Source organism: Klebsiella sp. K-3, assembly GCF_051207495.1.
Classification (GTDB): Bacteria; Pseudomonadota; Gammaproteobacteria; order Enterobacterales; family Enterobacteriaceae; genus Klebsiella; species Klebsiella aerogenes.
This window is the reverse complement of the sequence record NZ_JBPNXF010000008.1, coordinates 273436-285591: the sequence shown is the minus strand read 5'-3', so window position 1 is coordinate 285591 and position 12156 is coordinate 273436. Positions and strand designations below refer to the sequence as shown.

Sequence of the window (12156 nt, the reverse complement as noted above, 5' to 3'; positions counted from 1 at the left end):
ACTGTTTCACGATGAATGCTTTCATCAGACACGATAATCATAGCTTATAAATACCGTTCACTTCCTTTAACAAATGTTCGACGAAGCGGGTAAGTTTCGGTAACGGGCGCAGATCCTGGCGCCACAGCAGGTGTATCGGCCTCGGTTCCGGGGTGTAATTTTGCAAAATACGCACCAGTCGGCCATTGGCTAAGTCTTCCGCCAGCAGCACTTCCGGCTGCAATAACAGCCCGGCGCCGGCCACCGCCGCCATACGCAGCGCGTAGCCATCGTTGCAGCGCAGCACCGCGTCGCGCTTCCAGCGCACCTCTTCCGCAGCGCCCGGCAGCCGCCACTCGTTGCGCGCGGTCCACACCGTATGCGAAAGACACTGATGCCCGGCTAAATCAGCGGGGGTTTGCGGGGTGCCGTGGCGCGCCAGATAATCCGGCGCCGCGCAGATCGCCATACGATAGGGAGCGAGATATTTCGCCACCAGATCGGTACGCTGGATGTCGCCGATGCGAATCGCCAGATCGATTCCCTCATCTACCAGGTCCACCATGCGGTTCGTCAAATCAAGCTCGACGCGTACCTCCGGCCAGGCCTGCAGAAAGGAGGCGGTCAGCGGCGCGATAATGCTGGCGCCGAAAGAAACCGGCGCGCTCACCCGTAGCGTACCGGCAGGGGCCAGCCGTAACCTTTCAACCGAACGCTCGGCATTCGCCACCTGCTCTAGTGCCCGTCGGGCCTCGTCAAAATAGACTCGCCCGGCATCGGTCAGGCTTTGCCGACGGGTATTTCGCTCCAGCAGGCGGGTACCGAGCTGGCCCTCAAGTAAGGCGATATATTTGCCGACCATCACCGCCGACATCTCAAGGCGAGTCGCCGCGCCGGTGAAGCTACCGCACTCCACCACCGCGACAAATGTCTCCATTCCACGCAGTTTGTCCATATTACAAACTCCTGGTTAGTAATCATCTAACTTTTAGCCAGTTTATCCGACAATCGATTAATTAAAGAATAGAGGCTCACTTCACTGAGGAGTTTGCGATGAAAATTATCGTTATTGGCGCCAGCGGTACCGTTGGCCGCGCGGTTGCGGAAGAACTGAGCCGCCAGCATGAGGTTATCCGCGTTGGCCGGACCCACGGCGACGAGCAGGTTGATATCACCTCGCAGCACAGCGTGCAGGCGCTGTTCGAGAAAATTGGCCCGGTCGATGCCATCGTCTCAGCAACCGGTAGTTTGTACTTTGGCCCGCTAAGCACGATGACCGACCGCGATTTTGACCAAGGGCTGCAGGATAAACTGCTGGGGCAGATTCGCCTCGCCCTCACCGGCCAGCATTATCTTAACGATGGCGGTTCCATCACCCTTATCAGCGGCATCGTCGCCGATGAACCCATCGCTCAAGGGGTGAATGCCACCACCGTTAACGCCGGACTGGCCGGCTTCGTTCGCGCCGCCGCCTGTGAATTACCGCGCGGGATCCGCATTAACCTGATAAGCCCCACCGTGCTCAGTGAATCCGTCGAAGCCTATGACGGCTTTTTCCCCGGTTTCGCCAGCGTACCGGCCGCAGCGGTGGCGCAGGCCTACCGCCGCAGCGTCGAAGGGATCCAAAGCGGGCGGGTTTATAAAGTCGGTTATTAATTATTTTCGGGCAGGATGTCGCATTCCTGCCCTTATATTGATTATCTGTTGGTTATTGTGAAGCGCCTCGCATAACGCCCTTATCCATATTATCTGTGTGACTTTAGGTTACTCAATACGACAATTCTAATGTCATGATGTATCAGCTAATTATTTTATTTCCCCATTATTTTATGGGGTCAAAAATGTATCTCATTAGACCGCAATAAAAACAGGGAATTGTTATTTCTCCCTACGGTTCATCATTCTAATCCCTTCGCAATATGGCAGAGTTTTATCTGCCTGATAAAAAACCATCAGCGGGTTTGCCAGTAAAAAATTAAGCACGAAGCATAAAGCTCTAAAAAACGCGCAACGCACAAATGCGGCGTTTTTCCAGCGCCAGGTAAAGCAGTTTTTTTATATCCAGCACCGATATTTTTTGTCATTTCGCAAATGATACAGAGTTGTAAAAATGGTGAATGAAATGTTGTGATGAGTAGATTAGCTGTACTCCTCATTGAAATATCACTCTTACGCTGATGAAGACCAAAATAATGAGAGAGCACCATGACAAAACATCAATCTGTTAATGTCGAGAATCTTGAAAGTAATACCATCAGACCTATCCCCTTAAATATGCGTCACGGCAAACCAGGCGATCTCTTTACCATTTGGTTTGGCTCCAACATTATGTTGTTAACGGTCATCACCGGCGCGATGTCGGTGACGATTTTTCATCTTTCCTTTTTATGGTCAGTGATTGCGCTATTTATCGGCAGCCTGGTCGGCGGGCTCTTTATGGCGCTGCATTCGGCGCAGGGGCCAAAACTCGGGGTGCCGCAAATGGTCCAGACCAAGGGGCAATTTGGCTCCTATGGCTCCGTGCTGGTGGTCTCGATTGTCGTACTGATGTATATCGGCTTTACCGCCTCCAGTCTGGTGCTCGGCGGGCAGTCGATGCACGCGATTTATCAGCCGATGAACTCTGACATCGGGATTATCGTGGTCGGCGCACTAAGCCTGTTCGCCACCATCTTTGGCTATAAGATCATCCACTCCTACGCGCGGATCATGTCGTGGATTTCCGGCATCGTACTGGCGGCAACCTTCGTGTGGATAGTCTTCATCCATGGCCTGCCGGGCGATTTTGTCGACCGCGGCGGCTTCAACATTGTCGGCTTTCTCGGCGCCGTCTCTATCGCCGCGCTCTGGCAGCTGGCCTATGCGCCGTATGTCTCTGACTATTCCCGCTATATGCCCTACAGCACCAACGATAAAAGCGTCTTTTACGCCAGCTATTTTGGCTGCATTCTCGGCTCCTATTTGCCGATGGTGCTCGGGGTACTGGTGGCGATTTGTATCGGTAATGACGATATTATTCAAGGGATTATGGATCTTACCGGCAGCATGGGGGCGATAGTGATTATCGTACTGGCGCTGGGGATCGCCGCCACCAACTCGATGATGCTGTACTGCGGCGTACTCTGTACCCTGACGCTCGGCCAGACCTTTATCGACGGCTGGTCGCCGATGGCGCGGGCGCGCATTATCACCGCTATTTTGACCATGCTGCTGGAGATATTCCTCGCTATCTATGGCCAGGAAAATTTCCTGCTAATCTACACCAACTTTATTACCGTGCTGCTGTATGTGCTGGTGCCGTGGACGGCGATTAATCTGGTCGATTATTATTTAGTGGCCCACGGCGAATATCACGTTGAGTCTTTCTTTAAACGCGATGGCGGTATTTACGGTTACTTTAATGCAACGGCGATATCCTGCTATATCCTCGGTATTCTGGTCGAAGTACCGTTTATGTCGACCTCAATTTATACCGGGCCAATCGCCCTCTCCTTCGGCGGCGCAGATCTCTCCTGGATTATAGGTTTATTGGTGGTCTCACCGGTCTATTATTATTTCTCGAAAGCGAAGAGTGTTAAAAGCATGGCTTTTGCTAAAGAGAAGATTTAAAGCCCACAAGAAAGCGCGCCGCCTTTGCGGCGCGCCGGCGTTTAAGCTGACATCCAGCGGCAGAGGTTTTTCAACATCTGCGCGCACTTTTCCAACTGCGCCTCGCTAACAAATTCATCCGCCTTATGCCCCTGCTCCATACTCCCCGGACCACAAACAAGCGTGGCCACGCCGGCCTCATCAAACAATCCGCCTTCGGTGCCAAAAGCAACCGTTGAAAAATCCTCGCATTCGGCCCACTGCGCCAGCCAGCCGGCGAACGCCGACTGCGGGTCGCTCAGCAGGCCGGGATACTGGCTGAGCGGTTGAAAGCTAATAGCCGATCCCGCCGCCGTCGCGCGCATTTTTGGCAACAACTCGCCTTCGGCATACGCCTGCAGCGAGGCCAGCGCATCATCGACCGACACATCCGGTAAATGGCGAATTTCAAAATCGAACTGACAGTGCTGCGGTACAATATTCAACGCCGTGCCGCCCTTAATCACCCCCACCTGCAGGGTGCTGAAAGGCGGATCGAAACGCGAATCCTTGCGAAGCGCAAGCTGCTCGCCCAGCTCGTCCAGGCGGCCAATCAGCTTTGCCGCCCAGGCAATCGCATTCACGCCATCAGGCGCATAAGCGGAGTGGCAAGCGTGGCCGTGAACATCGCAGCGCATCGCCAGCTTCCCCTTGTGACCATAGACCGGGCGCATCTCCGTCGGCTCGCCGATAATGCACATCGCCGGTTTCTCTGTCGACGCCTGCAGATGGGCGACCAGGCTGCGTACGCCAAGACATCCCACCTCTTCATCGTAGGAAAAAGCCAGGTGCAGCGGCATGCGTAGCGGTTGGGCGAGAAAATCAGGAATGGCGGCCAGTACACAGGCGAGGAAGCCTTTCATATCGGCGCTACCGCGGCCGTAGCAGCGGCCATCGCGTTGCGTGAGGGCAAAAGGGGGAACCGTCCATGGCTGGCCGTCAACCGGCACCACGTCGGTGTGGCCGGACAGCATAACGCCGCCGGGCCCCGCAGGGCCCAGTCGTGCATAGAGATTAGCTTTTCTCCCTTCCGCATCATAAAAGCGCTGCATTTCGATTGCGAAGCCGTGGAGATAATCGGCAATATCGTCGATCATCGCCAGGTTCGATTCGCGGCTGGTGGTGTCAAACGCCAGCAGCCGCGCCAGAATATCCTGTAATCGACTATTCATCGCCGGGTACTCCGTAACTGGGAGCCTCCCGCGGATCGAGAGCGCGCGTCACGTAAGCCTGCATTTGCGGTTCATAGGCCTGCCACAACGCCGCCAGCTCGCCAATCGGGTCCGTTTCACTCCAGTCAACGCGCAGATCCACCAGCGGCCAGGAGTAATCATCTACCACTTTCACCGCCGCCGAATGGACCGGCCCGGCCTCGCCGCCCTCTGCTACACCGGCCTGCAGCGCGGCAACCAGTCGCGTCGCCAGCTCGCCTTCGGTTTGCGAAAACGTTGCCGCCATCGCGGCAATCACCGCTTCAGATGCCAGCATATTACCGCCGGCGATACAGTTATCGCCCTGCACAACATGCCAGGTCCCCAGCGTTTTATCGCCGCTGAACCACGCGGTCTGGCCGCTGGCGTCGATGGCGATAATCTGCCGATAGCGGCTAAAATCATCTTCCGCCAGCGCCCGGCGCATCGCTTTCTCCGCCGTCAGCCCCTGCTCCATCTGCGCCAGAGTGAGTTGCCCCAGCGCCGGTAAGGTAATGTTCTGGCTCGATACCGCCCCTACCCCCGCCTGCAGCCACGGGCAGCGGGCGCCGACGGCAATGCTTGAAGAGCTGATCGCGATACCAAACTGCCCGCTTTCCGGGCAGCGTGCGGCAATCGAAAATGTCATTCTGCCTCCTTATTTCGCCGCGTCATCAGGGATGACGGCGATAACATCGATTTCCATTAGCCACTGCGGCTGCGCCAGCGCGGAAATCACCAGCCCGGTGGAGATCGGGAACACGCCTTTTAGCCATTTTCCTACCTCCTGATAGACCGGTTCGCGATAGCGCGGATCGATAATATAGGTGGTGGTTTTGACGATATGCGACAGATCGCTACCCGCCTCTTCCAGTAGCTGTTTGACGTTTTTCATCGCCTGTTCCGCCTGCGCTCTAGGGTCGCCAAGGCCCACCAGATTGCCGGCAAAATCCGTCCCTACCTGGCCGCGAACGTAGACGGTATTACCGGCGCGCACCGCCTGACATAAATCATTGTCCAGCGTCTGATTAGGGTAAGTCTCTTTGGTATTGAACATCCGAATACGAGTATGGGTCGGCATAATGGTTATCCTGTTCAGTAAGTCATGATTAACGCTGGCTGGCGTCTTTGTACTGGCTATATTTACGGCGGGTAGCGATATGGTCGGCGATATGCTTCGCGTCGTGCCAGACGCCCCAGATAAAGGTTGATCCCCGGCGCGATAACCACGGCAGGCCGAGGAAGTAGACTCCCGGTTCGCTGGAGACGCCGCGCTGATGCTGAGGACGGCCCTGTTCGTTGAAAGCGTTGACGTTGAGCCAACTGTAGTCCACCGCATAGCCGGTGGCCCAGATAATGGTGTTAATCCCCGCCTGCGCCAGATCGAGCGACAGGATCGGCGACGTCATGCAGTCCGGGTCCGCTAAGAATTGCCGTGCGGCGGGCTCTTCCGGTAAATCCAGGCCATTGGCGGCGATGTAAGCATCGGCGGCATCCAGCAGCGCCAGGTAGTTTTCATCGCCGAGACGAATATTTTCGACGAGATTATTTTTAAAGGAGACGGTGCCCCCAGCGAAGGATTCGGTGAGACCAACCAACGTGATACCGCGATGCGCCAGCTCGCGGAAATCAACCGTGTGGCCGCCGTGTGCGCCGCTAACCGCGATGGTAACGTGCTCTTTACCGGGTTCGCTGGCCGGCGCATCCCATAGGCCTAATACCCCCAGCCACCAGCAGAAGTCCCGGTTACGATAGGCGCGCGGCGGGCGGTCATGGGCGCCGACCGACAGATAAACCTTGCGGCCCGCGCGCTGCAGTTCATCGGCGATTTGCACGCCGGACGAGCCTGCACCCACCACCAGCACCGCACCTTCCGGCAGTTGCTGCGGGTTGTAATATTTCGCCGAATGAATTTGATGGATGGCGCTGTCGCGCGGGGCGATCGGCGGAATAACCGGCTTCTGGAACGGCCCGGTCGCCGCGACAATATTCAGCGCTTCAATCACGCCGTCGGTGGTTTCAATGGTAAACCCCGGACGACCGTGGTTACGCACCGCACTTTTGACTTCCACGCCGGTACGGACCGGAAGATTAAACTCGCGCACATAATCGACAAAGTATTGCGCAACATCATCCTTGGCAATAAAGGCATCGGGGTCGCCGCCTTTAAACTCCATGCCCGGAAAACGGTCATGCCACGCCGGGCCGTTCGCCACCAGCGAATCCCAGCGGCCGGTACGCCATGCTTCGGCAATGCGATTCTTTTCCACGACCAGATGCGAAATACCCTGTTTGCTCAGGTGCTCGCTCATAGCGATCCCGGCCTGCCCCCCGCCAACAACCAGCGTCTCGATTTGTATTTTTTCTACGGTCATATATGTGTCCTTCGGATGATGTTCTGCTCATGACCGAGGTTAATAAACCGTTATACACAGGTAAATTATTATAAATTTAGTACCTGAGAATAAAATAATGATGCAGCGGTCTCCCCCTGCCTTCAGGCCATTTCCGCCACGCGAATACGCAGTATTTATTTTTCAGGAACGGGATTTTGAAAGGAAAAATAACAATGGCTTTCGAGGCTCATGAAAATATCGTCAGAGCCTCGTTTTTTTATAAGCAATAAAACGTAGAAAATACCGCATGAATATATTTACCCGCGCTAATCGCGGGTAAATTTGCTCATTCAGGCGACTTTCACTTCTTGCTGCGGCGGGCTCAACACCGCATTGCGGCAATATTCCATAAACAGTTTGGTGGGTTTAGTCGGTTCACTACTGCGCAGGTGCGCCATTACCAGCGCCGAATTCGCCATCTCATCCTGAATTTCCACACAGCGAACCTGCTGGCCGTCATAGGTCATGTCATTCACCGGACGCGTTACCAGCACCGAGAAGCCCAGCCCTTGGCCGACCATGCAGCGCACCATCTCAATCGACGGCGAACTGTAGGCCACCTGCGGGTTGTAGCCCTTATCTTTGAAAATGCTGATGAAGTAGTTTTTGCTCGGCACCACATCCAACAGGATCATTGGCAGATTGCTCAGCTCCGACAGCCGCACGGCGTGCCGCTGGGCCAGCGGATGGTCTGCCGGTAACAACGCATAGGGCTTCTGCGGCGCGTTGAGGCTCTCGGTATAAATCGAGGTATCCAGTTCGAGGTCGTAGAGAAAAGCCAGGTCAAAACGCCCGCGGTGCAGACCGTGAGCAATCTCGTGCTGCTCGCCGTCGTAAATTTTAATGGTGATTTCCGGATAAATTTTCTTAAACCCGGCCATCAACGACGGCATATACAGCGGCGCGGCGGTCTCGAAACAGCCGATGGAAATAATCCCGGAGACCAGCTCATTATCGGCCTTCGAGTTTTGTTCAAATTGATAAGAGAGCCGCAGCAGTTCTTTGGCTTTTTCATAAAAACGCTGTCCGCTCGGGGTCATTGACACCCCCTGGGCGTGGTGGCGAATAAAAAACTGCTGTTCAAACATATCTTCCAGCGTCTTCACGGCGATGGAAATCGACGGCTGCGCGATATGCAGCTGGCGTGAGGCTTCAGCAATACTTTCCGCCTCGACGACGGCAACAAAGTATTTGAGCTGTTTCAGGGTGAAATGGGGCATGTGATACCTTATTTTTTATCATCAAGGAGGCAGGCTGGTTAGCTTTAAACGATGAACACCCTGGCCTGCAACCCTCTGTCGTGAAAAAGATCAACAATCCGACAGCGATCAGATTTTTACAGAAAATTAACAGACGCCTGGCGAGAAAACTGCGAGCGCCGGAGGATAATACTTCGGCCAGTATAAGCAGGATGAGAAAAAACAAGGCATATAACTACCTTATATTACAACGTATTAATTATGCTTACGCTCACTAAAACGCGCTGGTGAGGTCGAACGTTTCATCGTTATTCATTTTGCCTTAATTAGTATTTATGTTCTCAATATTTTTATTTGAGAATATTTAATATTGTCAAAATCCACCGGGCCCCTTCGTTATAGAAAACGGACCGCAAATAAAAACTCTTTGCATTACAGCTTATTGAAAAATTGCACCTCCCCGATTTTTGAACGCCATCACAACGCACGACCTCCCGTCCTCGATCACAGAAAATCGCCAATCCTGACTAACAACGATTTTTATAGAGGTAGCCTCAATTTTTAGTCCTTTCTCGCCGCATTGGCCTCCTGCATCATGAACTCAAAGAAACAAATAAATAACAATTACGCAACATGCGAAGGAGAAGGTTCATGTCTGATAGAAACTTTTGGCAGCGCAGGCTGCAGGAGCAGCGCTTTATCAGCCACGCCATTATCGATGGTCAACCGTACGTCGCGAAAAGCCGTAAAGTCTGCCCCGCCATTAATCCAGCCAGCAATACGCTGCTGGCGGAAGTCACCTCGCTGCAGGCGGAAGATATCGATATTGCCGTCGCCTCCGCGCGCCGCGCGTTTACTTCCGGCGTCTGGTCGGGGCTGGCGCCGCAGGAGCGTAAACGCGCGCTGCTGCGCCTCTCGGCGCTGATCCTTCAACATCGCGAAGAGCTGGCGCTGCTGGAGAGCGTCAGCATGGGGAAACCGGTCAACGATGCGCTGAACATTGATGTACCCGGCGCCGCGCACATCCTCAGTTGGTATGCAGAAAGCGTAGATAAACTCTACGATGAGGTGGCTCCCGCCAGGCCCGGTGCGCTGGCGACCATTACCCGCCAGCCCATCGGCGTGGTTGCTGCCATCGTGCCGTGGAATTTCCCGCTCGACCTCGCCTCCTGGAAGTTGGGTCCGGCGCTGGCCGCCGGCAATAGCGTAATCCTCAAGCCCTCGGAAAACTCGCCGTTTAGCGCCCTGCGTCTGGGCGAACTGGCGCTGGAGGCCGGTATTCCGCCAGGCGTGCTTAACGTGGTGACCGGGCTGGGAACCGAAACCGGGAGCGCGCTGGGACTGCATCACGATATCGATGTCATCGCCTTCACCGGCTCAACCGCCGTCGGCAAAGCCTTTATGGCCTATTCGGCCCAGTCCAATCTGAAACAAGTATGGCTGGAGTGCGGCGGCAAGAGCGCCAATATCATCTTCGCCGACTGCCAGGATCTCGACCTGGCCGCTGAAAAAGCAGCTTTCGGTATTTGTTTTAATCAGGGCGAAGTCTGCTCTGCCAACTCTCGCCTGCTGGTTGAGCGCCCGATTTACGCGGCCTTCATTGCCAAACTACAGGAAAGAATGCAGGCCTGGGCTCCGGCGCATCCGCTCGAGCCGCAAACCCGCATGGGAGCGATGGTCAGCGCCGCGCATGCCGAAAAAGTGATGGCGGCTATCCGCCGCGCGCAAGACGAGGGCGCAACGCTGCTTACCGGCGGTCGTACGGTGGAAATAGACGGCGTCGCCAACTACGTTCAGCCAACGCTGCTGACTAACGTGAACGAAGAGATGGCGCTGTGGAAAGAGGAGATCTTCGGCCCGGTGCTGGCGGTTTGCGCCTTCGATAGCGAGCAGGAGGCGGTTCATCTGGCGAATAACCATATCTATGCGCTGGCCGCCTCGCTATGGACCGACAATCTGCACCGCGCCCATCGCGTCGCCGCGCAGCTGACCGCCGGAACAATCTCGGTAAATACCGTCGATGCGCTGGACGTCACCGTTCCCTTTGGCGGCAACAAGCAGTCGGGCTTTGGCCGCGATCTGTCTCTACATGCCTTTGATAAATTCACCAGCCTCAAAACCACCTGGTTTCAGTTTCAGCAGACAGGAGAGACGAAATGACTAATCCAAGCAATCAGAACCGTTCGACGTCCGATTACCAACATTCAGATGCGGCTCACCATATTCACGCCTTCCTGGATCAAAAAGCGCTGAACGCCGAAGGGGCGCGCGTCATGGTACGCGGCGAAGGACTTTACCTGTGGGACAACGACGGGAATAAATACCTCGATGGAATGTCCGGCCTGTGGTGTACCCAGCTGGGCTACAGCCGCCAGGATCTGGCGGACGCCGCCGCGGCGCAGTTTGCCAAACTGCCCTATTACAATATGTTCTTCCACACGACCCACCCGGCGGTGATTGAGCTTTCCGAGCTGCTGTTCAGCCTGCTGCCGCCACACTACAGCCACGCTATCTACACCAACTCCGGCTCGGAATCGAATGAAGTGCTGATTCGCACCGTTCGTCGCTACTGGCAGATCCTCGGTAAGCCGGAGAAAAAGGTGATGATTGGCCGCTGGAACGGCTATCACGGCTCCACGCTGGCGGCAAGCGGGCTCGGCGGCATGAAGTTCATGCATGAAATGGGCGGCGTGATCCCGGACGTTGCCCACATCGACGAACCCTACTGGTTTATGCACGGCGGCAACCTGACCCCACAGGAGTTCGGCCTGCGCTGCGCCCGCCAGCTGGAAGAGAAGATCCTTGAGCTGGGCGCGGAAAACGTCGCCGGTTTTATCGCCGAGCCGTTCCAGGGCGCGGGTGGGATGATCTTCCCGCCGGAAAGCTACTGGCCGGAGATCCAACGTATCTGCCGGCAATATGACGTGCTGCTGTGCGCCGATGAGGTGATTGGCGGCTTTGGCCGTACCGGCGAGTGGTTTGCGCATCAGTACTTTGGTTTTGAACCGGATACGCTGTCGATTGCCAAGGGGCTAACCTCCGGTTACGTACCAATGGGCGGGCTGGTACTGAGCAAACGCATGGCGGAAGTGCTGGTGGAAAAAGGCGGCGTTTTCCCACACGGCCTGACCTATTCCGGCCACCCGGTGGCGGCCGCGGTGGCGATTGCCAACCTGAAAGCCTTACGCGATGAAAACCACGTTACCCGAGTTCGTACCGATAGCGGCCCCTATCTGCAAAAAACGCTGCGCGAAGTGTTTGAAAATCATCCGCTCATTGGCGAGGTGCAGGGAGCCGGGCTGGTGGCTGCCCTGCAGTTTGCTGAAGATAAAGCCACTCGCAAACGCTTTGCCAACGAGAACGAACTGGCCTGGCGCTGTCGCACCATCGGCTTTGAAGAAGGGGTGATTATTCGCTCGACGCTGGGACGCATGATCATGGCGCCGGCGCTGATTGCCGGACATAGCGAACTCGATGAACTGGTTGAAAAAACCAAACGCGCCGTGGACCGCACCGCGAAAGAGATTGGCCTGCTATAAATACTATTTAATATCGTTTACATTATTAACCCGCCGCGCGCGGGTTAATTTTTTATATACCCTAAATAATTCGAGTTGCAGGAAGGCGGCGACGCAGGGAATCCCCAGGAGCTTACTCCAGTAAGTGACTGGGGTGAGCGAGGACAAATTCGTCAGGAACGAATTTGAACGCTGTTTACAGCGCCCGTAAGGGCGAGGCCCAAGGATGGGCCGAGTTATTGCCAAC

10 protein-coding genes are annotated in these 12156 nt (G+C 55.3%); 4 read left to right on the top strand and 6 right to left on the bottom strand.

Features of this window, described 5'->3' with window-relative positions; translation table 11 throughout:
* Positions 1–37: 37 nt before the first annotated feature.
* Positions 38–934 carry a LysR family transcriptional regulator gene (locus ACSEMK_RS15445; protein ID WP_316424717.1) on the bottom strand — a complete coding sequence of 299 codons (897 nt, stop codon included), beginning with the start codon at positions 932–934 and terminating at the stop codon, positions 38–40.
* Positions 935–1032: 98 nt separating this feature from the next.
* Between ACSEMK_RS15445 and ACSEMK_RS15440 the strand changes: the two genes are divergently transcribed.
* Together ACSEMK_RS15440 and ACSEMK_RS15435 are read left to right on the top strand one after the other, a co-directional pair.
* Positions 1033–1635, top strand: coding sequence for a short chain dehydrogenase (locus ACSEMK_RS15440; RefSeq protein ID WP_316424716.1), 603 nt, complete (start codon positions 1033–1035; stop codon positions 1633–1635).
* A 549-nt stretch (positions 1636–2184) separates the two neighbouring features.
* Complete coding sequence (locus tag ACSEMK_RS15435) at positions 2185–3588, top strand: purine-cytosine permease family protein (protein ID WP_308957733.1); 1404 nt, start codon at positions 2185–2187, stop codon at positions 3586–3588.
* 41 nt (positions 3589–3629) lie between these two features.
* Here the strand turns inward: ACSEMK_RS15435 and argE are convergent, their stop codons facing one another.
* The 5 genes from argE to ACSEMK_RS15410 form a co-directional block, all read right to left on the bottom strand.
* Positions 3630–4778: an acetylornithine deacetylase gene (gene argE / locus ACSEMK_RS15430; RefSeq protein WP_430915079.1), complete on the bottom strand. Its 1149-nt coding sequence runs from the start codon at positions 4776–4778 to the stop codon at positions 3630–3632.
* On the bottom strand, positions 4771–5445 hold the full coding sequence (locus tag ACSEMK_RS15425) for a DUF1028 domain-containing protein (RefSeq protein WP_015703481.1): 675 nt from the start codon (positions 5443–5445) through the stop codon (positions 4771–4773). The genes argE and ACSEMK_RS15425 overlap by 8 nt, the downstream gene beginning before the upstream one ends.
* Positions 5446–5454: 9 nt before the next feature.
* A complete protein-coding gene (locus ACSEMK_RS15420) occupies positions 5455–5877 on the bottom strand; it encodes a RidA family protein (protein WP_015369686.1) in 423 nt (140 codons plus the stop codon).
* 28 nt (positions 5878–5905) lie between these two features.
* Complete coding sequence (locus ACSEMK_RS15415; RefSeq protein WP_015703482.1) at positions 5906–7171, bottom strand: flavin-containing monooxygenase; 1266 nt, start codon at positions 7169–7171, stop codon at positions 5906–5908.
* A gap of 311 nt (positions 7172–7482) precedes the next feature.
* Positions 7483–8412, bottom strand: coding sequence for a LysR substrate-binding domain-containing protein (locus tag ACSEMK_RS15410; RefSeq protein WP_015703484.1), 930 nt, complete (start codon positions 8410–8412; stop codon positions 7483–7485).
* A 630-nt stretch (positions 8413–9042) separates the two neighbouring features.
* Here ACSEMK_RS15410 and ACSEMK_RS15405 point away from each other — a divergent pair.
* Positions 9043–10551 carry an aldehyde dehydrogenase gene (locus ACSEMK_RS15405; protein ID WP_316424714.1) on the top strand — a complete coding sequence of 503 codons (1509 nt, stop codon included), beginning with the start codon at positions 9043–9045 and terminating at the stop codon, positions 10549–10551.
* A complete protein-coding gene (locus ACSEMK_RS15400; protein WP_108684040.1) occupies positions 10548–11930 on the top strand; it encodes an aspartate aminotransferase family protein in 1383 nt (460 codons plus the stop codon). Before ACSEMK_RS15405 ends, ACSEMK_RS15400 begins: the two co-directional genes overlap by 4 nt.
* The last annotated feature ends 226 nt before the right edge of the window (positions 11931–12156 follow it).

Bases quoted from the DNA above. Each gene is read 5' to 3' on its own strand.
- ACSEMK_RS15435 (WP_308957733.1), top strand. From the start codon at position 2,185: ATGACAAAACATCAATCTGTTAATGTCGAGAATCTTGAAAGTAATACC.
- ACSEMK_RS15415 (WP_015703482.1), bottom strand. From the start codon at position 7,171: ATGACCGTAGAAAAAATACAAATCGAGACGCTGGTTGTTGGCGGGGGG.
- ACSEMK_RS15410 (WP_015703484.1), bottom strand. From the start codon at position 8,412: ATGCCCCATTTCACCCTGAAACAGCTCAAATACTTTGTTGCCGTCGTC.
- ACSEMK_RS15425 (WP_015703481.1), bottom strand. From the start codon at position 5,445: ATGACATTTTCGATTGCCGCACGCTGCCCGGAAAGCGGGCAGTTTGGT.
- argE (WP_430915079.1), bottom strand. From the start codon at position 4,778: ATGAATAGTCGATTACAGGATATTCTGGCGCGGCTGCTGGCGTTTGAC.
- ACSEMK_RS15440 (WP_316424716.1), top strand. From the start codon at position 1,033: ATGAAAATTATCGTTATTGGCGCCAGCGGTACCGTTGGCCGCGCGGTT.
- ACSEMK_RS15420 (WP_015369686.1), bottom strand. From the start codon at position 5,877: ATGCCGACCCATACTCGTATTCGGATGTTCAATACCAAAGAGACTTAC.
- ACSEMK_RS15445 (WP_316424717.1), bottom strand. From the start codon at position 934: ATGGACAAACTGCGTGGAATGGAGACATTTGTCGCGGTGGTGGAGTGC.
- ACSEMK_RS15400 (WP_108684040.1), top strand. From the start codon at position 10,548: ATGACTAATCCAAGCAATCAGAACCGTTCGACGTCCGATTACCAACAT.
- ACSEMK_RS15405 (WP_316424714.1), top strand. From the start codon at position 9,043: ATGTCTGATAGAAACTTTTGGCAGCGCAGGCTGCAGGAGCAGCGCTTT.